This window comes from Peribacillus glennii (genome assembly GCF_003429105.1).
GTDB lineage: Bacteria > Bacillota > Bacilli > Bacillales > DSM-1321 > Peribacillus > Peribacillus glennii.
This window is the reverse complement of the sequence record NZ_QVTD01000005.1, coordinates 242,671-267,228: the sequence shown is the minus strand read 5'-3', so window position 1 is coordinate 267,228 and position 24,558 is coordinate 242,671. Positions and strand designations below refer to the sequence as shown.

20 protein-coding genes are annotated in these 24,558 nt (G+C 45.7%); 17 read left to right on the top strand and 3 right to left on the bottom strand.

What is annotated here, in order from left to right:
* The first annotated feature begins 8 nt into the window (after positions 1-8).
* The 3 genes from D0466_RS10735 to D0466_RS10725 are packed head-to-tail and all read left to right on the top strand — an operon-like array spanning position 9 to position 2,850.
* Positions 9-1,997, top strand: coding sequence for a chemotaxis protein CheA (locus D0466_RS10735; RefSeq protein ID WP_117322556.1), 1,989 nt, complete (start codon positions 9-11; stop codon positions 1,995-1,997).
* A gap of 11 nt (positions 1,998-2,008) precedes the next feature.
* On the top strand, positions 2,009-2,458 hold the full coding sequence (locus D0466_RS10730; protein WP_117322555.1) for a chemotaxis protein CheW: 450 nt from the start codon (positions 2,009-2,011) through the stop codon (positions 2,456-2,458).
* Positions 2,459-2,493: 35 nt separating this feature from the next.
* Complete coding sequence (locus D0466_RS10725) at positions 2,494-2,850, top strand: response regulator (RefSeq protein ID WP_117322554.1); 357 nt, start codon at positions 2,494-2,496, stop codon at positions 2,848-2,850.
* A gap of 259 nt (positions 2,851-3,109) precedes the next feature.
* Here D0466_RS10725 and D0466_RS10720 read toward each other — a convergent pair whose 3' ends face one another.
* Entirely contained in the window at positions 3,110-3,382 is a 273-nt protein-coding gene (locus D0466_RS10720) for a hypothetical protein (RefSeq protein WP_233522612.1), read from the bottom strand.
* A gap of 220 nt (positions 3,383-3,602) precedes the next feature.
* Here D0466_RS10720 and D0466_RS10715 point away from each other — a divergent pair, with 220 nt between their 5' ends.
* From D0466_RS10715 to D0466_RS10695, 6 genes are all read left to right on the top strand, one after another.
* Positions 3,603-4,391, top strand: a complete 789-nt coding sequence (locus D0466_RS10715; protein WP_117322552.1) for a formate/nitrite transporter family protein — start codon at positions 3,603-3,605, stop codon at positions 4,389-4,391.
* Positions 4,392-4,697: 306 nt separating this feature from the next.
* Positions 4,698-7,679, top strand: a complete 2,982-nt coding sequence (gene fdhF, locus D0466_RS10710; protein WP_117322551.1) for a formate dehydrogenase subunit alpha — start codon at positions 4,698-4,700, stop codon at positions 7,677-7,679.
* Positions 7,654-8,154, top strand: a complete 501-nt coding sequence (locus D0466_RS10705) for a DUF1641 domain-containing protein (RefSeq protein WP_158555889.1) — start codon at positions 7,654-7,656, stop codon at positions 8,152-8,154. Before fdhF ends, D0466_RS10705 begins: the two co-directional genes overlap by 26 nt.
* A 6-nt stretch (positions 8,155-8,160) precedes the next feature.
* A complete protein-coding gene (locus tag D0466_RS10700; protein WP_117322549.1) occupies positions 8,161-8,385 on the top strand; it encodes a heavy-metal-associated domain-containing protein in 225 nt (74 codons plus the stop codon).
* Between the two features lie 32 nt (positions 8,386-8,417).
* The gene (locus D0466_RS22205; RefSeq protein WP_158555888.1) at positions 8,418-8,555 is read left to right on the top strand and encodes a hypothetical protein; all 138 of its coding nucleotides are present in this window, start codon (positions 8,418-8,420) and stop codon (positions 8,553-8,555) included.
* A gap of 120 nt (positions 8,556-8,675) precedes the next feature.
* Positions 8,676-9,230 carry a TVP38/TMEM64 family protein gene (locus D0466_RS10695; protein ID WP_117322652.1) on the top strand — a complete coding sequence of 185 codons (555 nt, stop codon included), beginning with the start codon at positions 8,676-8,678 and terminating at the stop codon, positions 9,228-9,230.
* A 76-nt stretch (positions 9,231-9,306) separates the two neighbouring features.
* Here the strand turns inward: D0466_RS10695 and D0466_RS10690 are convergent, their stop codons facing one another.
* Complete coding sequence (locus tag D0466_RS10690; protein ID WP_117322548.1) at positions 9,307-10,023, bottom strand: 3-ketoacyl-ACP reductase; 717 nt, start codon at positions 10,021-10,023, stop codon at positions 9,307-9,309.
* Positions 10,024-10,822: 799 nt separating this feature from the next.
* On the opposite strand from D0466_RS10690, the gene cobA reads away from it, so the two are divergent.
* The 4 genes from cobA to D0466_RS10670 all read left to right on the top strand — a co-directional run bounded on the left by cobA (position 10,823) and on the right by D0466_RS10670 (position 15,337).
* Positions 10,823-12,304 carry a uroporphyrinogen-III C-methyltransferase gene (gene cobA / locus D0466_RS10685; RefSeq protein ID WP_117322547.1) on the top strand — a complete coding sequence of 494 codons (1,482 nt, stop codon included), beginning with the start codon at positions 10,823-10,825 and terminating at the stop codon, positions 12,302-12,304.
* Positions 12,305-12,353: 49 nt separating this feature from the next.
* The gene (locus tag D0466_RS10680) at positions 12,354-12,977 is read left to right on the top strand and encodes a precorrin-2 dehydrogenase/sirohydrochlorin ferrochelatase family protein (RefSeq protein WP_117322546.1); all 624 of its coding nucleotides are present in this window, start codon (positions 12,354-12,356) and stop codon (positions 12,975-12,977) included.
* Between the two features lie 166 nt (positions 12,978-13,143).
* Positions 13,144-14,388, top strand: a complete 1,245-nt coding sequence (locus tag D0466_RS10675; RefSeq protein WP_117322545.1) for an ATP-grasp domain-containing protein — start codon at positions 13,144-13,146, stop codon at positions 14,386-14,388.
* Between the two features lie 307 nt (positions 14,389-14,695).
* The gene (locus D0466_RS10670; RefSeq protein ID WP_117322651.1) at positions 14,696-15,337 is read left to right on the top strand and encodes a YczE/YyaS/YitT family protein; all 642 of its coding nucleotides are present in this window, start codon (positions 14,696-14,698) and stop codon (positions 15,335-15,337) included.
* 168 nt (positions 15,338-15,505) lie between these two features.
* Here the strand turns inward: D0466_RS10670 and D0466_RS10665 are convergent, their stop codons facing one another.
* A complete protein-coding gene (locus D0466_RS10665; protein ID WP_117322544.1) occupies positions 15,506-16,873 on the bottom strand; it encodes an N-acetylmuramoyl-L-alanine amidase in 1,368 nt (455 codons plus the stop codon).
* Positions 16,874-17,238: 365 nt separating this feature from the next.
* On the opposite strand from D0466_RS10665, the gene D0466_RS10660 reads away from it, so the two are divergent.
* From D0466_RS10660 to uvrA, 4 genes are all read left to right on the top strand, one after another.
* The gene (locus D0466_RS10660) at positions 17,239-18,846 is read left to right on the top strand and encodes a catalase (protein ID WP_117322543.1); all 1,608 of its coding nucleotides are present in this window, start codon (positions 17,239-17,241) and stop codon (positions 18,844-18,846) included.
* A 327-nt stretch (positions 18,847-19,173) separates the two neighbouring features.
* Entirely contained in the window at positions 19,174-19,404 is a 231-nt protein-coding gene (locus D0466_RS10655; RefSeq protein WP_117322542.1) for a CsbA family protein, read from the top strand.
* Between the two features lie 233 nt (positions 19,405-19,637).
* A complete protein-coding gene (gene uvrB / locus D0466_RS10650) occupies positions 19,638-21,617 on the top strand; it encodes an excinuclease ABC subunit UvrB (protein WP_117322541.1) in 1,980 nt (659 codons plus the stop codon).
* Positions 21,618-21,624: 7 nt separating this feature from the next.
* Positions 21,625-24,498, top strand: a complete 2,874-nt coding sequence (gene uvrA, locus D0466_RS10645; RefSeq protein ID WP_117322540.1) for an excinuclease ABC subunit UvrA — start codon at positions 21,625-21,627, stop codon at positions 24,496-24,498.
* The last annotated feature ends 60 nt before the right edge of the window (positions 24,499-24,558 follow it).

Below are 24,558 nucleotides of genomic sequence, written 5' to 3'. Positions count from 1 at the left end.
TTGATGAAGTGGAGACGAATCAATATTTAGATCTTTTTCTGGAAGAAAGTACGGAACATTTACAGGCGATCAATGACCATTTGTTGAAACTGGAAAACCATCCGGAAGATACCGCGGTAGTCGGGGAAATTTTTCGGTCTGCGCATACTTTGAAAGGCATGGCAGCGACTATGGGATATTCCGATATCGCAGAACTTACCCATGAAATGGAAAATGTCCTCGACCTTTTGCGCAATGAAAAAATACATGTAACCACCAATGTCGTAGATGTGATTTTCCAGTCCTTGGAGTCATTAGAGGAAATGGTAGCATCCATAAGGGAAGGTGGACAAGGCAACAAGGATGTCAGCGCATTGGTGGACTTGCTCAACCGGATTGAAAAAGGAGACGTTGAAGCGGCTCCTGTAAAGCCCGTACTTATGGATGGCCTGGGCCCTGTTTCTGAATGTGAACACACTGTGATCACCCAAGCGAAAAGCCAAGGATTTGAAGCATATGCGATAAGTGTAACCATTGATGAAAACTGCGTCCTCAAAGGTGTGCGGGCATATATGGTCTTTGAGGAGTTGGAGAACCACGGTGAAGTCATTAAAACCGTGCCGGATGTTGAAGCATTGGAAAACGAACAGTTTGATAACGAATTCCGGGTCCTTTTGATATCGAAGGCTATTGAAGAAGAAATAAAGCTGAAACTTTTGAACATATCAGAGGTCGTGAAGGCAGAGGTTGATACGTTTCAACCGGAGCAAGCAAATCTGAATCAGCCGGATGAAAGCGCCAGGGCCGAAAAAAGCGGGGATGAACCAAAAACAAAGCCTTCATCAGCCGCAAACCAGGCAGCATCAAAAACGATAAGGGTCAACATAGAACGGATTGACCAGCTTATGAATCTCTTTGAAGAATTGATCATTGACCGCGGCAGATTGGAAGACATATCGGCTAGAAAGAAAGATCCTGAGTTAAATGAAACAGTAGAAAAAATGGTGCGTGTCTCCAGCGATTTACAAAGCTTAATCCTGAAAATGCGAATGGTCCCGGTAGAACAGGTCTTTAACCGTTTCCCCCGGATGGTTCGCGGGCTGGCAAAGGACCTGGATAAAGAAATCCAATTGACCATCATCGGTGCCGAAACGGAATTGGACCGTACGGTGATTGATGAAATTGGCGACCCGCTAGTCCATTTAATCCGGAATTCAATCGACCATGGCATCGAAGCACCCGAAGTGCGAAAAAAGAACGGAAAGAATCCTGAAGGAAATGTTACGTTAAGGGCCTATCAAAGCGGAAATCATGTATTCATTGAAATTGAAGATGACGGGGCCGGCATTAACCGGGAGGCTGTCATTAATAAGGCAGTAGAGAAAGGGATCATTGCTCCAGAGGATGCGCCAAGTCTCACTGATAGCGAGGTTTACCAGCTTCTTTTTTCTTCAGGTTTCAGTACGGCTGAACAAATTTCAGACATCTCCGGGCGCGGTGTCGGACTTGATGTTGTAAAAAATAAGATCGAGCTATTGGGCGGCACCATAACAACGGAATCTAAACCCGGTAATGGCACACTTTTCTCTATTAAATTGCCGCTGACGCTCTCCATCTTGTCTGCCATGCTTGTGAAAGTCGAAGATGAAACATATGCGGTGCCATTATCTTCAATACTGGAAACGGCGACCATCGACAGATCCCAAGTCATGAAGACTCATGGCCAGGAAGTAATCGACTACAGGGATAAAGTGATCCCTTTGGTAACGCTTCGGAACGTATTAAATGTGCCGCAAACCACTGAAAAGCAGCCCGAAAAAAATACCTATTCCATTTTAGTCGTTAAAAAAGGCAGCCAGATGACCGCACTTGCTGTGGATTCGTTTATTGGAAAAAGAGAGATTGTATTAAAATCGCTCGGCGATTATATAAAAAATGTTTTTGCGATTTCAGGGGCTACTATTTTGGGAGACGGAAATATTGCTCTTATTCTAGATACAAATGATTTAATCAAGTAGGGAGGAACGAAATGGTTCCCTTAAAGGTCATTGTTTTTCAAATAAATGATGAAGAATATGCTATTGATGTCAGGCAAGTGCAATCGATCGAGCGAGTACAAAAGATTACTAGGGTGCCCGGGTTGCCTCCTTTTGTTAAAGGGGTCATGAATATGCGAGGCGAGGTGACTCCGATTATTGATCTGAAAGAACGATTCGGGATGGGCCCATCCCAATACCAGAAGGAAACAAGGTTTTTAATCGTCTCAGTAAACGGTGTTATCATCGGGCTGATAGTAGACACAGCAAATGATGTTATCGATATTCACCAGGATCAGATTGAGCCGGCGCCTGAAACCATCTCCGGAACGGACAGGGAGTACCTGAAAGGTGTCGTGAAAATCGGGGACCGCTTATTCATGATGGTCCATCTTGATCGGTTAATTAGCTTAGAAGAGCTTCATAACATACAAAAGGGATAACGCATAGTCCGATAGCAGGGAGTGGATTTGTTCAAATGGGAAGAATATTAATTACGGATGACGCCGCTTTTATGAGACTCCAGTTAAGGGATATGATTACAAAGGCCGGCCATGAAGTCGTAGGTGAGGCTGAAAACGGCAGGATAGCAGTTGAAAAATACATTGAACTTCGGCCTGATCTTGTGACAATGGACATCACCATGCCTGAAATGGATGGGGTTAATGCGGTGAAGGAAATTAAGAAAAATGATCCGGAAGCAAAGATCATCATGTGTTCGGCAATGGGCCAGCAGCAAATGGTCGTTGAAGCAATACAGGCCGGTGCCAAGGATTTTTTAGTCAAGCCTTTTTCGGCGGACAGGATTGAAGAGGCACTGCGAAAGTTTTTATAATACAAAATATTTCAGGGCAAAGCCCTTCCGGTTAGATTAGCGGAACTTCGCGTTTAATCGGAAGGGGTTTTTTCTTTTTGTGAAGTACAGCTTTGAAATCATGAGAACATCGTGACATCAATTTCAGTTTAATTCTCGAATATTTGCACGAAATATGACCTGAATCGAGATGCCGCTATTGCATGGGACAGAGATCCATGCTTGAAATAGGTTTTTAGAAATGAGGATCCCTACTGTATACGCATGTTAATTTTTGTTATTAAGCTTGTTGAATGCTATTTTCGCTGCCTCCAACTCTATTTGTGGTTACCCCGGGAATCTGGTAAATCACATTGTGCGGCGGGTCCTGCAGTTTTGATTTCGTCAATCTCCCCGACTCCACCAACTCCTGCAACCCCTTCTCGATTTCCCCTGGCGTCACGCCGAATATATCCGCAACCTTCACAGATGATATAGACATATACTTTGGTGCCTTGGAAGATGACATAATCATTGTATGAACGCGTTGATACAATTTTTCCATATCCATCATAAATCCCCCCTTTCTGGCTGCATCTGAACTGTTTCCTGATAAAGTTTGTTTTTTTAATTGACAATTATTCATAATTCTCCCCGAAGAAGTAAAGATTATACGTATTAGACCGCTCGCTGATTGGCAAGCCTTTTTCAGGCGAAACCTGAGCGTAGTTAGATTTAGTGCGGATTGAGAAGCTTAGTGCTTTTCGGTACGCCGACGAAAGGGAGTGAATGAAATGGGATATCGACCGCCGCATCGCATTGCCGAAGCCGCAATAGAATCTGGGACACATAAAGCGAACCTTTCGCTTCTGAGCATGCTGGTCCTTGGCTTTCTTGGAGGGGCGTTTATTTCTTTGGGTTATCTTCTGGACATACGGGTTATCGCCAATTTGCCTCATGAATGGGGAACGTTTGGAAGCTTTATTGGTGCTGCGGTTTTTCCGCTCGGCCTCATCTTAACTATACTGGCGGGGGCTGAGTTGGTGACCGGGAATATGATGGCTGTTTCAATGGCCTTTTTTACTAAAAAGGTTTCACTGGGGAGTCTCCTGAAAAACTGGATAATCATTACGATTGCAAATTTGATTGGCGCCCTTTTTGTAGCATACTTTTTTGGGCATATCGCTGGACTGACGAATACTGAGCCTTATCTGGCAAAGACGGTCACCGTGGCACAGTCCAAAGTGGACCAGGAATTTTGGGCCGCACTTGTTTCAGCGATCGGCTGCAATTGGTTGGTGGGGCTAGCGATTTGGCTTTCGTATGGATCTGAAGAAATGAGCGGGAAGATTCTGGCGATATGGTTCCCGATCATGGGGTTCGTCGCTGTAGGCTTCCAACACGTTGTCGCCAATATGTTTGTCATTCCTGCGGCGATTTTTTCAGGCCATTTGACTTGGATGGATTATCTGAAAAATTTTGTTCCTGTATTTATTGGCAATGTAATAGGAGGAACCATGTTTGTCTCTTTATTTTATTGGTTAGCCTATCTCAAGAACGAACCGCGAGCATCAACCAAATAAGAAATAGCTAGACGGGGTTAAAGAATGCGGTTGAAGAATGGGGACTGACCCCCGGTAAGGTAATGCGTTACAGGGATGGGGGACTGACCCCCGGCAAGGTAATGCGTTAAAGGGATGGGGGACTGACCCCCGGCAAGGTAATGCGTTAAAGGGATGGGGGACTGACCCCCGGCAAGGTAACGCGATAAAGGGATGGGGGACTGACCCCCGGCAAGGTAACGCGTTAAAGGGATGGGGGACTGACCCCCGGTAAGGTAATGCGTTAAAGGAGTGGGGGTGTATCCCCAAAATAAGGAGGTTTGAGTAATGAACGAAGGGAAGTTTTCGGTTGAGATTGATGGGCAGGAGTTTACTGCCGAGGCGGGCCAGACGATTTTGGATGTGGCCAAGTCCCAGGAGTTGTTTATTCCGAGTGTTTGTTATCATCCTAACCTTGGGACGATCCAAAGCTGTGATACTTGTTTTGTGAATGCGGGTGGGAAGATGGTCCGTGCATGTGCGACGAAGGTAGAGCCAGGGATGACTGTGGATACCCATTCAGAAACTGTGAAGGAAGCCCAGTACGAGGCGATGTCGCGAATCCTGAAGAATCATGAATTATACTGTACCGTCTGCGATAACAATAACGGCAATTGTACGGTTCATAATACGGTAGAATATATGGAACTTTCCCATCAGGCTTACCCTTTTGAGGCTAAGCCTTATCCGCCTGATATGTCCCATCCGTTCTACCGCTATGAACCGGATCAATGTATTCTTTGCGGCCGATGCGTGGAGGCCTGCCAGGACCTGCAGGTAAATGAAACATTGAGTATTGATTGGAGCCGGGAGGTACCCCGTGTAATTTGGGATAACGATGTGCCGATCGACGAATCCTCCTGCGTATCTTGTGGCCACTGCGTCAATGTGTGTCCATGTAATGCGTTAATGGATAAATCAATGCTTGGTGAAGCAGGGTTCTTAACCGGAATCCCTCCGAAAATTCTCGGGCCAATGATCGACTTAACCAAAGAAGTAGAGCCGGGATATAGAGAAATCTTTGCGATTTCCGAAGTAGAGGCCTCCATGAGGAAGGCTAAAATTAAGCGGACAAAAACAGTATGTACGTATTGCGGCGTAGGCTGCAGCTTTGAAGTTTGGACACAGGACAGGGAAATCTTAAAAATACAGCCTTCTGAGGAAGCACCGGTGAACGGTATATCCACGTGTGTAAAAGGCAAGTACGGCTGGGGATTTGTGAACAGCGAAGATCGCTTGACTAAACCTTTAATTCGGCGTGGTGATGAGTTTGTCGAGGCTACCTGGGAAGAAGCTATTGATTTAATAGCAGAAAAGCTGGGTGGAATTAAAAAAGAGCACGGACCAGATTCAATTGGATACATAGCTTCGTCCAAGTGCTCCAATGAAGAGAATTTCTTATTCCAGAAGTTTGCCAGAAGCATCATGGGGACGAATAATATTGACAATTGCTCACGTTATTGCCAGTCACCGGCCACAGCCGGGCTTCTTAGAACTGTGGGCCATGGCGGTGATTCAGGGACGATGAAGGATATCGTCGCAGCCGATCTGGTGATTGTTATAGGTGCAAACCCGGCGGAATCCCATCCTGTTTTATCCACACGGGTGAAACGAGCCCATAAGCTGCACGGGCAAAAATTAATTGTGGTCGATTTAAGGGAAAACGAGCTCGCACAACGCGCGGATGTATTTATTCATCCAAAACCAAGTACCGATCTTATTTGGTTAAACGCCGTCACAAAATATATCCTTGATCAAGGATGGGAGGATCGGGAGTTTATTGAAAACAGAGTGAACGGCTTTGAGGAACTGAGAAAAAGCCTTGAAAAATTCACTCTGGAATATGCCGTTGAAAAAACAGGAATTTCCATGGATGAGCTGCTAACCATCGCAAACATGATTCACGAGTCAAAAGGAACATGTATTTTATGGGCGATGGGAATCACGCAACATTCCGGTGCTACTGATGCGAGTACTGCAATATCCAACCTATTGCTGGTTACCGGAAATTATGGGCGTACGGGTACCGGTGCCTATCCTTTGAGGGGGCACAATAACGTCCAGGGCGCCTGTGATTTCGGCACAATGCCGGCCTGGTTCCCGGGATATGAAGCTGTTCAAGACCCAAAAGTGCGTGAGCGTTATGAAAAAGCATGGGGAGTATCCTTGCCTGAAGATCCCGGCTATAACAACCATCAAATGGTAGAAGGCATCCATAAAGGCACGATAAAAGCGATGTACCTTTTCGGGGAAGAAATGGCGTTGGTGGATTCGAACATCAATCACGTGCACTCTGCTTTTGAAAAGCTTGACTTTTTTGTAGTCCAGGACATTTTCTTTAGCAGAACGGCTCAATTTGCTGATGTTGTTTTGCCTGCAGCCCCGAGCCTTGAAAAGGATGGCACTTTCGTTAATACAGAACGCAGGATTCAAAGGTTCCATAAAGTTTTCGAGCCGCTAGGTGAGGCCAAGCCTGATTGGCAGATCTTCCAGCTGATTGCCAATCGCATGGGTGCGAATTGGAATTACAACCATCCGTCAGAAATTATGGATGAAGCGGCAAGCCTGGCCCCGCTCTTTGCAGGTGTAAGCTACGATCGTCTTGAGGGATGGAATAGCCTTGTTTGGCCTGTAGCACCGGATGGAACAGATACTCCATTGCTATACACAGAGAAATTCGCTTTCGCTGACGGCAAAGCAAGATTCGTACCGGTTGACTGGACACCTCCTGTTTTTGCAGGGGAAGAGTTTGACCTGCATTTGAATAACGGGCGTATCCTGGAACATTTCCACGAAGGAAATTTGACATATCGTACAGAAGGCATTACCCATAAGGTGCCGGATTTGTGGCTGGAGGTTTCGCATCAATTGGCGAAAGAGCGCAATATTCAGGACGGCACCTTGGTTGGCTTGACGTCTCCTTATGGTTACGTTGAGGTGCGTGCGATTGTGACTGACCGGGTGAAAGGCGATGAGCTGTACTTGCCAATGCACTCGAGAGAGGATATCGAGGCTGTAAACAAACTGACGAGCAGCTACCATGATTTAATCACCCATACGCCTGCCTATAAGGAAATGGGTGTCAAAATGGAGGTAATCAAACAGGAAGGCGAACGGCCGCTGCCGAGGGAAAATCACCGGTACGGAAACCGGATGCCGCAAATCAGCGTCAGGGTGGAAGAAAAATGGCAGAGGGAAGATTACAAACCGATTGATCAACTGTTTGAGATAAAGGGGGATGATTATGGCCAGAGCAATCAGGCAAATTAGTAAAACTGTCCCGAATGTACAGGAAGAACAGGATCAGGCAATAGCCAGCATCATGAGGGAGGTTGCCGAAAACCAGGAAGCAATCATGAAAACTCTTGGGATATTAAAGGGACTTCATGAAATGAAAGCGCTCGAAGCTGTACACGCTCTCCTGGAACAGCGCACTGAAGTAGGCGCAATAGCCATTCAGCAAATAAACCAGCCGGGCATGCACAATATTATTAAGAATGCAATGGGTGCTGTGGGGTTCTTGGGAGCCCTGCAGCCCGGTCAGTTAAATACGTTACTCGATGCGGTTGGCAGCGGCCTAAAGCGGCTATCAAACACAGGCGAAAATGGCGAAAAGCAATCGATTTGGGCGCTTAGCAGAAGGCTGCGAAGCCCGGAAAGCAGGGCAGCTATGACATCCATGCTTGGTTTATTGGAAGGAATGGGCGAGGTGTTTCTACAGAACAAGGAGCAAAAGAAAGGGTGAACGGCAGTGGAAGAAGCGGTTATTGTGATCAAGAATATGCAAGACCAGGCCGATGCTGACAGAATTATGAGCGCCCTGGAAGATGTATGGGGGATTGGAAGAGTTGAGGTGGATCTTTCACGAAATCGGGCGAAATTAACCTTTGACAACAGGATGGCCCAATTACAGGACTTTGAACGGAGACTTTTAGATAACGGCTATGAAGTTGCGTCCGGTTCTTTTGAACAGTAACCACTTTCATAATTATTTTAAGGAGGCGGCCTATGAGAAAATGTGAAATTTGCGGAAATGAAGAAGCAATGGAGAGCGCCGAGGACCTGGTTGGCGCCTCCCACCTCCATCTATGTGAAACATGCCAGGAAGACCGGAAATTCCATGCACCACCGGATATTCTCGAATGATAATAAATGCCTTACTTATGGAAAACATGAGTGGGGCATTTTTTGTTTCTGGTAACTTTGGCGGGACTGTTTTTTCTGGTTGGTTTATATTTTTATTACAGAAAGGGGAAGGTGGGGGATATGGAGGATCAGGTAGCAAACTGGTTTGCAGAGTATTCCGGATACGCCATTTGGCTCAGTATTTTTTTAAATATTATAATCTCTTTACTGGGCATTGTCCCGAGCGTTTTCTTAACGGCGGCCAATATCATGTTTTTTGGCTTTTTAAACGGAGTGACCATTTCCATTCTAGGAGAAGCACTCGGCGCTATTATAAGCTTTTATTTGTACCGAAAGGGCATACGCAGGTTTTTGCGGGAAGATGGGCATCAAAACAGGTATATCAAAAAGCTGCAAAAAAGCAAGGGGCTTGAAGCGTTTTTATTGATACTTGCTCTGCGATTATTCCCCCTTGTTCCATCGGGGTTTGTAACCTTAGCTGGTGCCGCAAGCAAAATGACTCTTGTTAATTTTTCTATTGCCAGCACGATTGGGAAGGTGCCGGCGTTATTGCTGGAAGCCTATTCGGTTCAGCAGGTGCTTCATTGGGAATGGCAGGGGAAAGTTATTGCGGGTATTGTTTCTCTGTTCTTTCTTTTAGTTTTTTTACGAAAAAAAGGTCCAAGGAAGAGATAGTTTCCGTTGGACCTTTGCTTATCAAAGAAATGGGAGCCATTTGCTTAAGCATCTCACATCCTAAATCTTTACATGTTTATGGATTTGTAGACCACATTCCCGCTGATTTGATCAATACCCTTGGGTTCAGTTTTAATTGGGCCACAATCAGTTCAGCTAGGTCTTCCGGCTGCATTACTTTCTCCGGATTCCCGTCGGTCAGGTTGTTCTCGAACGCTAAATCGGTTGAAACGGTACTTGGCGTCAATGCGGATACACGGATATTATGCTTTCTAACCTCCAGCATTAGCGACTCGGTCAAGCCAAGGACACCAAACTTGGACGCGCTGTAAGCACTCGTAACGGGTGCTCCTTTTTGTCCGGCCGTTGACGAAATATTGATGATATCGCCCGATTTCTTTTCGATCATGCCAGGTAACACAGCCCTTGTGACATTATAAACACCCATTAAGTTAACGCGGATGATTTTCTCCCACTCTTCCGGAGACAATTCAAGAAAACCGCCAAATTTGGCAGTCCCGGCATTGTTTATCAGGATATCGATCGAATCCAGGTCTGATTTGATATGCTCCACCGCATGCTCTACAGAATCAAGATTTGACACATCTGCAACAGCCGCTGATACGGTCACCCCATACTCCGCCAATTCCTCGCTTACTTTTTCAAGGTTGTCCATGTTCAACCCAATCATTCCTATATGTACGCCTTCCTTTGCCAGCGCAATTGCAGCAGCTCTTCCTATCCCTCTGCCTGCCCCGGTAATCAAAGCCGTTTTTCCTTTTAATGATTCCATTCTACCCCTCCTACTTGTTGTTAAGATTAAAATGAGCACAAAAAGGCACATTATGTACAAAAATAATATACCCCATGAAACTCCATTCCTTGCATAGAAGTACTGAGGCTTTTGAACTGTTTTGCAAGTGAACAGATATAGTATACATCTATAACATTTTTTTGGAAGTACGCACTTTTATTTTACATAGTGAGGGAAAGTATACTGTGTTTTCTTAAGCCGGTAATGTCTTTACATTATGATGAGGGTGTGTCCGGTTAAAATATCTAAACATAATGTGACGAATTTCACAATTAAATTTAAAGCAGCGGATTCCCTCGCCCAATCCACACCTTAGAGAAGATTCCAGTATATAAGCGGAAAACCAAATATATGAGCGAAAGTCCAAAGATTGAGCGAACATCCCAATGCATTGAAATAGAGAAGGGACAATAGAATGATTACTGCACTAACACGGCTTGGAGCCGGCCCTTATTGGACGGGAAAGTTCGAGCCCCGGATGAAGGACAGGTAAAAAATCTATAAAATTGTGGTGCAAGCAGATAAGGTTTATCTTATTATAGTACAATAAGATAAAAGGAATTTAAAATGCCGCTTTACGGATTTTTTGTAAGTGGCGATTAAGCATTGATTTTTATATTTAACAAAGTTGGCATCTTTTGAAAATATATGAACAAGACATCAACTTTCGCCATACCGGCGATAAGTCGGGATTTTCCAACATTTATGCAGCATGGGAAATGGTTACTCTTTCCCTGCCAGCAAACAAAAGCTTTAAAGGGGAAGGAAGTCATTACACATGAAGCGAGGAAAGGTGTATTTGGTCGGGGCCGGACCGGGCGATATCGGCCTGATTACAATGAAGGGAATGGAAGCGGTCCGCCGCGCGGATGTAATCCTGTATGACAGGCTGGCCAATCCGAAGCTGCTGGATTTTGCAAGGAGCGATTGTGAGCTGATTTATGGCGGAAAGCTTCCGGACCGCCATTTCCTGCGCCAGGATGCAATCAATGAACTTCTTATTGAAAAAGCGCTGGAAGGGAAAACTGTTGTCCGACTAAAAGGCGGCGATCCAGGCGTATTCGGCCGGGTCGGGGAAGAAGCTGCAGGCCTTGCCGAAAATGGGATACCCTTTGAAATGGTCCCCGGCATTACATCCGGAATCGCTGCTCCCCTGTATGCGGGGATACCGGTGACTCACCGGGAGTATGGAGGCTCGTTCGCCGTAGTGACCGCCCATGATAAATCAAAAAATGGAAAACCAAATATAAACTGGGCTGCCCTCGCACAAGGCATCGACACCATCTCGTTCTATATGGGCGTTGCCAACCTTCCTTATATATGTGAAAACCTGATGAAGTACGGAAAAGTACCGGAAACTCCCGTCATCCTGATACAATGGGGAACAATGGGCAGGCAGAAGACACTGGAAGGAACGCTTGACACGATTGCGGAAAAAGCGGAAAGCGTGAATTTCAGCAATCCGGCGATTACGCTCGTAGGCGATATTGTCTCGCTCCATGGGAAGCTTAGCTGGTTTGATAAAAAGCCGTTGTATGGGCGTCAAATTTTGCTTGCGAGAACGGGTACAGAGGAAAGCATGATTGCCTCTGAACTCAGGGAACAAGGAGCGGATGTTATCGAATTCCCGAAATGGAAACGTGCCGCAGTGCCAGTGGATAAGGACATTTTGGACCGGATTGGCAGCTACGATAAGATTCTCTTCACTTCACCAGAAAGTGTCCATGAGTTCTTTGGGCTGCTGGTTGAACGCGGTATCGACATCCGTCTAATCAGGGGTGATTTGTACGCCGGCTCTAATAAATCAAAGCAAGCCTTGATGAAACGAGGCCTACTGGCTGAAATTGCCGGGGACATCAGCAACAACTCGGGTAAGCTTCTGATTATCGGGGATGATCGTCTGGAGACCGATAGAGCATTCTATATCAGCAAATATGGTAGTTTAGATATATTCTTGACCTCCCGAATTGAACTGGATGGGCAGTATCTGCCGATTTTCACACGGATGATGCAAGAAGCGCGACTGGATACTGCTGTATTTCCGAGCAGTGCATCTGTTCAGCAATTCAGCTCAGGGCTGAAATCCTCCGGGCTGTTGTTGAAGGATGTGATGAACGGGTTGAACGTTGTTTGTATGGGTGAACATACTTATAATACTGCCGAAGAATACGGTTTTAATCCGAAGGGCATGCCGGATTCCCCGACAAAAGAAGCTCTTGTACAATTCCTGTCGATCACGCCCGAACATACAAAAAAATAACACCCAATTTGGCACCCTCACGATAAAGAAGTGGGAGGAATGAAAGAAAATGAAAAAGTACTATCCTGTCAATCTTGATATTGAGGGCAAGGCAGCAGCTGTCGTTGGCGGCGGGAAGGTGGCTGAGCGAAAGGTGAAGGGATTGCTGGAAGCTGGGGCGGATGTTACCATAATCAGCCCGGAAATAACAGAAGGATTGAGGCAATGGGAAGTGCAGGATGCCATCGCCTGGCGCAAAAAAGAAGTATCCGTAGAAGATCTGCAGGATGCGGCTATCGTGGTAGCCGCGACAAATGACGCTCAGGTTAATGAATGGATTGCTTCCATCATAAAGCCTAACCAGCTCGTAAATCTTGCCGATAACCCTGAGGATTCAGACTTTCATACTCCATCCATCATTAGAAGGGGAGGCCTCGTGATTACGGTTTCCACATCCGGGGCCAGTCCCATGCTTTCAAGGAAAATCACCCGCGACATCGCCGAACTGTATGATGAGCGGTATGAAGACTATCTGGATTTCTTGTTTGCCTGGCGGGAACGGATTATCAAAGAAGTAAAAGATCCCGGCAAAAAAAGAAAATTGCTTGCCGCTCTTGTGGAACAAGACTTCCTTGACAGAAACGACCGCGACGCATCGTTTCGAATTTTATATGAAAAAATCATGGAGCCGTGACTGCTGCCATGATTTTTTTGTGGGGATTGGAGCCGCCCGGTTCCGAATCTAGTGAATCTCCCTATTTTTAAGCCAAACCATGAACCATTTTTGTCCTATTTCAATATTCTATAAATATCAAAGGTAGATATTAAATTAGCTCATGCGGGTGGGAGAAAATGAACTTATGGATTCTATAGTGTTTATCGGAACCAACAAATCGGGTTCAAGCAGGGAAGCAGTCAGGGCGGCAAAACGGCTTGGTTTTTATACGATTGTGTTCACGGATAGGCTTCAATTCATGGAACAGATTTCCGAGTTTCCTGATGTGGACGAGATGATATTGACAGATCTTTCAAATCGCAGCACTCTAAAAACGGCCATCCTCAAGCTGAAAAAAGAAGGAAAAACAATTCAGGGCATTTTAAGCTTTATCGATCCTTATGTTCACGTAGCAGCTGCTTTGGCCGAACAGATATGCACGAGCATTGTGTCTTCCAAACAAATTCTCAATATGGAAGATAAAACATTAACCCGCAGGCTTCTAAAGAACCATTCGGTATCGCCGTACTTCGCTATTTTCCAGCCGGAGGATTCGCTGCAATCTTTCCTTCCCAGGCAAGAGAAGCATTTGCCTCTTATCGTAAAGTCCCCTAAATCTGCAGGTTCAAAGGATGTATTGCCTGCGACCAGCAAAAAGCAATTAAAATCGGCCATTAAAAAACTAGCAAAGAAGTATAGAGATACACCTGTCTTGTTGGAAGAATTTATATCCGGGCCGCAATATCTAATCGAAGCTGTCGTCCATAATGCAACAGTCCATATAATAGCAGTGATAGCACAAGAAATCACATTCCAGCAACGATTCATCGTCACGGGATATTCTTTGATTCCGCACATGGAAAAACAATTTTACGACAGTATACATGATACTGTTGCTTCGATTGTACAAGCATTGAAACTGAAAAATGGCGCTTGCCATCTTGAAATGCGATTGGCCGAGGGGCAATGGAAATTAATTGAGGTCAATCCACGGATTTCAGGCGGTGCGATGAATCGGATCATTGAAATTGGATACGGCATAAATTTGGTAGAGGAAACGATTCAGCTTTATTTGGGCAATGAGCCCCGCCTTGCGAGAAAACATAGCAAATACGTATACGCCCATTACCTGACTGCTTCATGCGAGGGAACATTGTCTAAAGTAACCGGAAGAGAGCGAGCCTCGAACTATCCTGGAGTCGAAGAAGTGTTCATAAAACCGAGAAAAGGGAAATTCCTGCGTCCGCCTTTGTCAATGGGGGACCGGTATGGGTATGTGCTGGCATCTTCGGACACTTCCATAGAAGAAGCAAAAAAAATCGCCGAACAAGCGGCAAAGGAAATATCGTTCCACCTTGAGGATGAATATAGCTATTTGTCTTTTATATGAAAGAGCAGTGTATATCAATAAAATGACAATGTACATCAATTTTAAAGGATACATCAATAAAATGGCAGGACCAATGGAACAGCCTTCGAAATAAAAATCCCTGACAGAATACGTCAGGGATTTTGCTGATTATAAAACCTGCTAACCCTTGGTAAACATGAATTACTGCAACGTCTTATGGATGAGTTTCGGAGCAAGAAAATTTTACATAATAATTCTTACCCATGAATGTCTGTTGTGCTATTATATAGAAATATTATCAGAGGGAATTGAATTGTTTGAATACTTTGGTGCGGAGGCAAAAAAGATGTTCTTGTTTATCAAATGGTTCATGTTTTTCACAGGTTTGACGCTGCTTGGCTTGGGGAATGCGATTGCGGTTAAGGTAAAGTTTCTTGGCCTTCATCCGTGGGAGGTATTAAACGTGGCCCTGTTTCAAAATTTCGGCTTCACAATCGGTACCTGGTCTGTTCTATCCGGGTTTTTCCTTGTGGCGGTTTCGCTTCTTATCGACCGGAAATATATTAATATAGGAACTTTTTTGAATGCCTTGTTGCTTGGCCCGATCATGGATTTCTTTTTGTGGACGGATCTTCTCCCAAATGCAACGCATACATGGATGGATTATTTAATCATTTTTGTTGGAATCCTATTGGCGGGATTTGGAGGAGGAGTGTATGTCGCTTCCGGTATCGGAGCGGGTCCTCGCGACGGGTTCATGCTCACGGTTTCTGATAGGACCGGGCTTTCTGTCAGCAGGGCGAGGATTATCGTGGAATCCCTCGTGTTGCTGATTGGCTTCCTGCTTGGCGGACCTGTTTTTATCGTCACTTTTCTTTATACATTTATTCAAAGCCCTGTCTTTCAGAGGACCTTTGTTTATTTCAGGAAGAGCCTTGAGAAAATGAACGAAAAAAATACAGCCGTGGAAACCGCGATACAGGATTAGGCACTCCGGATTCCCGAGCTTTTGTAAAGGCGATGACGGAGCAGACCCGGGCCAGAAGAATGTGGGTTACCTATGCATTACCACGGTACGTTGCATACTTAGTCTGTATTCTGCAATCGCCAAAAAATCCCGCCTCGGCAATTACCGAAGGCGGGATTCTTTCATCAATTAATCGAAATACTTATTCAAGCCGTTGAATATTCCCCTGGCCGCTTTTTGCTGGTAAGCTTTTGTAGCGATCAACTTTTCTTCGTTCGGGTTGGAGATAAAGCCAAGCTCCACGAGAACCGAAGGCACTTTATTATATTTCACCACATAAAATCCAGCAGTCTTTACACCGCGGTCCCTCATCCCCGTCTGTTTGATAAGCTCAGTTTGGATGGATTTCGCCAGCTCTGCTTCATTTCCATACGTTTTATCATAGAAAGTATCAATGCCGGTTGCTCCATCATCTGAGGCGGAATTGTAATGGATGCTGATAAAGACATCTGCCTTATATTTATGGCTGATCGCGACTCGTTCGCTTAGTTCAAGTTTTCGGCTTGTATTTGAAGTACGTGTCATGATTACTTTTGCCCCTGCATTTTGCAATAAAAGCTTCAGTTCATTTGCAGTTTGCAGATTGATGGTTTTTTCCTGTGTCTTGCCTTTTCCGATAGCGCCAGGATCACTTCCGCCGTGGCCCGGGTCAATAACGATTGTTTTTCCTGACACAGAGTATGCTGGCGGCCGCTTCGTCGACAGGTATGACATGGAAGCCCACCCCGTCTTGCCGGAAGCTGTTTTTACCCTGGCCCAAGATTTGCCGGATACGACTTTTTTCTCGAAGAAGGTTACCGCTTCGCCCTTCTTGACAGCTGTTACAACTGAGGATGAAGTGCTTGGCTCCTTCCGGATGTTCAGGGCACTCGCGCCGGTGACATAATATTTGACATCCGGTTCAGCAGTCGGTGTAGACGGCTCCGGTTCTGGCTTCGGCTTTGGAGCCGGTTTTGAAGCCGGTTTTGCCGGGGCTTTGGATGTCAGATACGAAAGTGAAGCCCATCCCATTTTTCCGGAGGCTGTTTTTACCCTGCCCCATGATTTTCCGGATATCACCTTTTTCTCGTAAAAAGTAACCGCCTCCCCCTTTTTAACCGTCGTCAGTACGGTGGAAGAAGTTCCCGGTGCTTTGCGGATATTTAATGCAATGGCTGTTACATAATATGTAGCTGGCTTTGTAACAGTGGCAGGTTTAGCAGGCGTTTTCGCAGCTGCTTTGACGGGCAATAGATATTTGGAAGAAACCCATCCGTTTTTTCCGCTGAAGGATACCCGAGTCCATCCGTTTTGCTGCTGGATTGCCGTAATGACCTGTCCTTTCTTGAACGTTCCTAAGACTTTCGAGGTTGTACCGGGTTTCTCCCGGATATTGAGTATTGAAGCATTTACTTTGGCCTGCGTGGAAGCCGATGCCTGTGTGCCGGGAACAGAGAAAATGAATAACGATGCTGTGAGTGCCGTGGCTGCTAATATAGTTGTGATTTTCTTTATCATGCTGTGCCGCCTTTCAAAAGAGTTTTTCCCAAATTTCTACAAGTTCCAACATGCTGCTAGACAAAGCCATTAAAAAATCAGGCAAACCGTAAATGATGAGAAAAGGTGTTGGCAAATTGCATCTTTTGCCTTATTTTTTTACAGCTTTATCTGGGAAAGTATATAAAAAATATCGGTTAAATTGTCATGTTCTTTAGGATTATGCAGTAATTTAGGAACATTTTACTATTTTTGTAGGTGTATTTTGTGTATCTAAAGCAACTTTTTTCCTTTATGTTAATTTCTTTGTAAATTAAGGGATTTTTTTCATGTGGATGGGGACAGTATTAAGCGTGTCTACTAGCTTTTTTGAAGGAGGAATCTAAATGGACAAGGACGAGTCGCAGAAAAAACATAAGAGATCGGAAATGGAGACGGACGACACTCTCACGAACGGTCAGGGACATCCTGTAACAAACAACCAAAACATCAGAACAGTAGGCAATCGTGGACCTGCTACCTTAGAAAATTATGATTTTATTGAAAAAATAAGCCACTTCGATCGTGAGAGGATCCCCGAACGCGTAGTTCATGGCAGGGGAGCAGGGGCACACGGTTATTTTGAGGCATACGGGAAAGTCGGCGAGGAGCATCCTTCTAAATATACAAGGGCAAAGCTTTTTCAGGAAAAAGGAAAACGGACGCCGTTATTTGTCCGGTTTTCAACAGTCATCCATGGTACGCATTCCCCGGAGACATTACGGGATCCGCGCGGTTTTGCCGTCAAGTTTTACACGGAAGACGGAAATTGGGATTTAGTCGGGAATAACCTGAAAATCTTTTTTATCCGCGATGCGATGAAGTTCCCTGACTTAATCCATGCCTTTAAGCCAGATCCGGTGACGAATATCCAGGATGGCGAAAGGATTTTTGATTTTATCTCTAATACCCCTGAAGCGATGCACATGATTACTTTCTTGTTCTCGCCGTGGGGCATACCGGCAAATTACCGCCAGATGCAGGGATCCGGGGTGAATACCTACAGGTGGATCGATCAAGAAGGGAAAGCGGTACTTGTTAAATATCACTGGGAACCAAAGCAGGGCATTAAAAACCTGACACAGAAGGAAGCGGAGGAAATTCAGGCCAAGAACTTCAACCATGCCACCCAGGATTTGTATGAATCGATTGAAAGAGGAGACTATCCGGAGTGGGAGCTTCTTGTACAAATCATGAGCGATGAGGAACATCCGGAATTGGATTTTGATCCGCTTGATGATACAAAGCTGTGGCCGGAGGATAAGTTCCCATGGCTGCCAGTAGGGAAAATGGTGCTTGACCGGAATCCTGATGATTATTTCAATGAAGTAGAACAAGCGGCCTTTGGTACTGGAGTACTTGTGGATGGGATGGATTTCTCCGATGATAAAATGCTTCAGGGAAGAACATTCTCTTATTCCGACACCCAGCGGTACAGAGTAGGCCCTAATTATCTGCAGATCCCGATCAACTCGCCAAAGAAGCGCGTGGCAACGAACCAACAGGGAGGCAGAATGCGGTATAGGCCTGATAAAGGTGAAGATCAAAGCCCTCATATTAATTATGAACCATCTACCATTAATGGGTTGAAGGAAGCAAAGCAAGAAGGAAAAGTGCACACCCCGTATGTCGAGGGGAAACTGGTCCGTGAAGGCATTGAACGGGAAAACAATTTTGGCCAGGCAGGGGAAACTTACAGGCACTTTGAAGAATGGGAAAGGGAAGAACTGATCACGAACCTGGTGAACACTCTTGCACCATGTGATGTGAGAATTAAAACGAAGATGATCGATATGTTCAAGCAATGTGATGCCGAGTATGGCCGCAGGGTCGAGGAAGGGCTGCTGAATTCCGATCCGGGCAATACGTCCAGCAGGGAGCCTATTGGAGCAGAAGGAGCAGAAGATGCACCAAGGCAAGCGGAAGAAAAAGGACATTCCCAGGATCCTTATTAATATTCGTTTAGTACAAATCACCAGCCTTGCCGGCCTAAAAAGAGGCAAGGTTTCTTTCTGCCATTTTTCAACCGGGCGGCCAAAAATCTTCTATAACTTACCTGATCGTTATGTTTGGCAAAAGGGTAGGAATCATTTAAACTAAATATGCAAGAATATTATTCCTGTACCCTGTCGCAAGGGGATGGATTCTGTTTGCTTGAAGATATTTCAGTTCGGATGTGCATATATGCAGCGGCTAATTCAGGTAAATGCAACTTTTCCTTTGTCCAGGCCTGAAATCGGCTGCCAGTTTAACGAGTTTTATGTATCCGGAAGGGGAAGAAAATGATTAAGGTTTTGTCTGCTCTCGTATTCCCGGCTTTGCTGGTCATGCTTTTTTCAAGGGTTACCTACAATACAGTGGTCGGGCTTGTATTGACTGTTGCCCTGATAGCTGCCTCTGCCTACAAAGGCTACACACACACCTGGTGGCTGATCATCATAGACGCATTTTCATTGACAGTTGGCTTTTGGCTTTCTTTAAGGATGAGCAAAAAAGCGTCCCGCAGCGCCTGAAACAGGTGCTTTTTTTGTTTTCAATCACAGAAGTCTTTGTCGGAAAACAAGCGAATAAACGTTCGCTTTTTATTGGTTTGTTTCGATTGCTTTATGGTACAATGTGTATATGGAATTCAGGGTTGGCTATAAATATAGTAGTTAAGGCAATGGGGACATCTTTTGCCTTCTTATTATTTGTAAATATATATGGTGTTTTTATGAATTTTTAATACGATTGGAGGGCCTGCCTCTTGAAGGATACATTTGAGTTAGTCTCAAAATATTCGCCCGGGGGAGATCAGCCGGAAGCAATCCGGCAGATTGTCGAAGGGATCAATAAAGGAAAGAAGCATCAGACTTTGCTTGGTGCGACGGGTACGGGGAAAACGTTCACTGTCTCCAATGTCATTAAAGAAGTGAACAAGCCTACGCTTGTCATTGCCCATAACAAAACGCTGGCGGGACAGCTTTATAGTGAGTTCAAAGAATTTTTCCCGAACAACTCGGTTGAATATTTCGTCAGTTATTATGATTATTTCCAGCCGGAAGCATACGTACCCTCCACAGATACCTTCATAGAAAAAGATTCAAGCATAAATGATGAAATAGATAAGCTGCGCCACTCAGCTACATCCGCTTTATTTGAACGCAGGGATGTAATCATTATCGCCAGTGTTTCCTGCATTTACGGGCTCGGTTCACCGGAAGAGTACCGGGAAATGGTCGTTTCGCTCCGTACCGGTGCTGAAATGGAAAGGAACACACTGCTTCACAGATTGGTGGACATTCAATATGAGAGAAATGATATAGACTTCCAGCGCGGGACATTCCGTGTCAGGGGCGATGTCGTGGAAATCTTTCCGGCTTCCCGGGATGAACATTGTGTCCGGGTTGAGTTCTTTGGTGATGAAATCGACCGGATCCGTGAAGTAGATGCATTGACAGGGGAGATTATCGCTGAACGGGACCATATCGCGATCTTCCCGGCATCCCACTTCGTTACAAGGGCAGAAAAAATGAAGATAGCGATTGAAAACATCGAGAATGAGCTGGAAGTGCGCTTAAAAGAACTGCGGGAGGACGATAAGCTTCTTGAAGCGCAGAGGCTCGAGCAAAGGACAAGATACGACCTTGAGATGATGCGCGAGATGGGATTTTGTTCAGGAATTGAAAACTATTCCCGCCACCTGACACTCAGGGAGCCGGGTTCTACTCCCTATACGCTTCTTGACTATTTTCCGGACGATTTTCTCCTCGTGGTTGATGAGTCGCACGTCACACTGCCGCAAGTACGCGGAATGTTCAATGGGGACCAGGCCCGCAAGCAGGTGCTTGTAGATTTTGGGTTCCGCCTTCCCTCGGCGCTGGATAACCGGCCTTTAAGATTTGAAGAATTTGAAAAGAAAGTCGGCCAGGCGGTATTTGTTTCGGCCACGCCAGGGCCATACGAACTGGAACATACACCTGAGATGGTAGAACAAATCATCAGGCCTACCGGACTTTTGGATCCGAATATTGACATCCGTCCGATTGAGGGTCAGATTGATGACTTAATCGGTGAGATCCAGGACCGGATCAATAAGAATGAACGCGTGCTTGTGACTACCTTGACGAAAAAGATGTCCGAGGACTTAACCGATTACCTGAAAGAGATCGGCATAAAGGTTCAATACCTTCATTCTGAGGTAAAGACATTGGAAAGGATTGAAATCATTCGCGACTTGCGGTTGGGGAAATACGATGTTCTGGTTGGCATTAACCTGCTTAGGGAAGGATTGGACATACCGGAAGTGTCACTTGTGGCCATACTGGATGCGGATAAAGAAGGCTTCCTGCGTTCCGAGCGTTCGTTAATCCAAACGATAGGGCGTGCCGCGCGGAATGCGAATGGGCAGGTAATCATGTATGCGGATAAAATGACGAATTCGATGGAATTGGCGATTGGCGAGACAAAACGCCGCCGTGCCATACAGGAAAAATACAATGAAGAGCATGGCATCGTACCGCAGACGATACAAAAAGATATCCGGGATGCGATCCGTGCAACCCATGCGGCCGAGGAACAGGAAGAATACACGCCGTCTCCTCGTTTAGCCAGCATGACGAAAAAAGAACGCGAAAAGATGATCGCGGACATGGAAAAAGAAATGAAAGAAGCAGCGAAGGCATTAAACTTCGAGCGGGCTGCGGAGCTGCGTGATTTATTGCTGGAGTTAAAAGCGGAAGGATGACGAGAGAATGGCAATGGAAAAACTGATTGTAAAAGGCGCCAGGGCCCATAATCTGAAAAATATAGACGTCACGATTCCGAGGGACCAGCTTGTTGTCTTAACCGGCCTCTCAGGCTCTGGTAAATCGTCCCTGGCTTTCGATACGATTTACGCCGAAGGGCAGCGGCGCTATGTAGAGTCGCTGTCTGCCTATGCCCGGCAATTTCTGGGTCAGATGGACAAGCCGGATGTCGATTCAATCGAAGGGCTGTCGCCGGCGATTTCCATCGACCAGAAAACGACAAGCCGGAATCCCCGTTCCACTGTAGGGACGGTTACGGAAATCTATGATTATCTGCGGTTATTATATGCCCGGATAGGAAGGCCTACATGTCCGATCCATAATATTGAAATCACCTCCCAAACGATTGAACAAATGGTTGATAGAATCATGGAATATCCGGAACGTACTAAACTGCAGGTGCTGGCCCCGCTGGTATCAGGCCGGAAGGGAACACATGCAAAGGTACTGGAGGATATTAAGAAACAAGGCTATGTCCGCGTCCGAGTTGACGGGGAAATGCATGATTTAGGGGAAGAAATCAGCCTTGAAAAGAACAAAAAGCATTCCATCGAAGTCATTATCGACCGGATTGTCGTGAAAGAAGGCGTGTCTGCGCGGCTTGCGGATTCATTGGAAAGCGCCTTGAAGCTGGGTGAAGGGAAAGTAATCATCGATGTGATGGGGGAGGAAGAGCTGCTGTTCAGTGAACATCATGCCTGCCCATATTGCGGATTTTCAATAGGCGAGCTGGAACCCCGTATGTTTTCCTTTAACAGCCCTTTTGGCGCCTGTCCGGAATGTGACGGCCTGGGTTCAAAGCTTGAAGTGGACAAGGAACTAGTGATGCCAAACAAGGACCTTACTTTGAGGCAGCATGCCATCGCCCCTTGGGAGCCGACCAGCTCGCAATATTATCCTCAACTGACAGAGGCGATAGCCAATCATTATGGCATTGACATGGATGTGCCTGTGAAGGATTTATCCGAAGCTGCACTGGATAAGATCCTGTACGGCTCGAAGAATGACAAAATCTATTTCAGGTATGAAAATGACTTCGGGCAAATTCGTGAAAACTATTTTCAGTTCGAAGGCGTTTTAAAGAATGTAGAACGCCGATACAAGGAAACAGGCTCAGATTATATCAGGGAACAGATGCAGAAATACATGTCTGAGCATGCTTGCCCGACTTGTAAAGGCCACAGGCTGAAGAAAGAAAGCCTTGCCGTTTTAATCCAGGGCCGGCACATTAGCGAGATCACTTCCCTTTCTGTTGAGGAAGCTTTGAAATCACTCGACACTTTGGAATTGACCGAAAAAGAAAAGAAGATTTCGAATCTGATTTTCCGAGAAATTAAGGAACGCTTAGGTTTTCTGGAAAATGTAGGGCTTGATTATTTGACGCTCAGCCGAGCAGCCGGAACCCTTTCCGGCGGGGAGGCTCAGAGGATCCGCCTGGCGACGCAAATCGGTTCCAGGTTGACCGGTGTCCTATATATTCTGGATGAGCCGTCTATCGGACTCCATCAGCGTGATAATGACAGATTGATTGATACATTAAAGAATATGCGGGATATCGGAAATACTTTAATAGTTGTCGAGCATGATGAGGATACGATGCTTGCTGCTGACTATCTGATCGATGTTGGTCCCGGAGCGGGTATTCACGGGGGAAGTATTGTTTCTGCCGGAACACCTGAATATGTAATGGAAGACCCGAAATCGTTGACGGGCCAATATTTATCCGGGAAGAAGTTCATCCCGCTTCCCCTGGAGCGACGCAAGAGCGATGGAAGATTCGTGGAAATCAAGGGTGCCAAAGAAAATAATTTAAAGAATGTAAATGTGAAGTTCCCTCTTGGAACCTTTATTGCAGTGACGGGTGTTTCGGGCTCGGGAAAGAGCACTCTGATCAACGAAATACTCCATAAGTCACTCGCCCAAAAGCTGCATAAAGCCAAGGCGAAACCGGGACAATTCCGTGAAATCAAAGGAATCGAACACCTGGAAAAGGTGATCGACATTGACCAGTCACCAATAGGAAGAACGCCTCGTTCCAACCCGGCAACATACACAGGTGTTTTCGATGATATCCGCGATGTATTCGCTGCAACCAATGAAGCAAAGATACGAGGATATAAAAAGGGCCGGTTTAGCTTTAACGTAAAAGGCGGACGCTGTGAAGCCTGCCGTGGGGACGGCATCATCAAGATCGAGATGCACTTCCTGCCGGATGTTTACGTGCCATGTGAAGTCTGCCATGGAAAGCGGTACAACCGCGAAACATTGGAAGTGAAATACAAAGGGAAAAATATTTCTGACATCCTCGATATGACTGTTGAAGACGCGCTTTCATTCTTTGAAAATATCCCGAAGATCAAAAGAAAGCTGCAGACGATCTCTGATGTCGGCCTTGGATATGTAACGCTTGGCCAGCCGGCTACGACTCTCTCCGGAGGGGAGGCCCAGCGTGTCAAACTTGCATCGGAACTGCATCGCCGGTCCAACGGCCGCTCGTTCTATATTCTGGACGAACCTACTACCGGGCTGCATGTTGATGATATTGCCAGGCTGCTTGCCGTTTTGCAAAGACTGGTCGAGAATGGCGATACCGTGCTGGTGATTGAACATAACCTCGATGTCATAAAAGCGGCAGATTATATTGTCGACCTTGGGCCGGAAGGCGGGGACAAAGGCGGAACGATTGTGGCTGCAGGTACGCCGGAGCAATTGGTAAAGGTAGAAGAGTCGCATACAGGAAGATACCTTAAACCAATTCTTACACGTGACCAGATCCGGATGGAGAAATTAATCAAGGAAAAAGAGCACGAACACGTATAAAGAGCAGCAGATACTGACTGCACCTTCCATTGTTATTCAACAATTGGAGGTGCTTTTTTT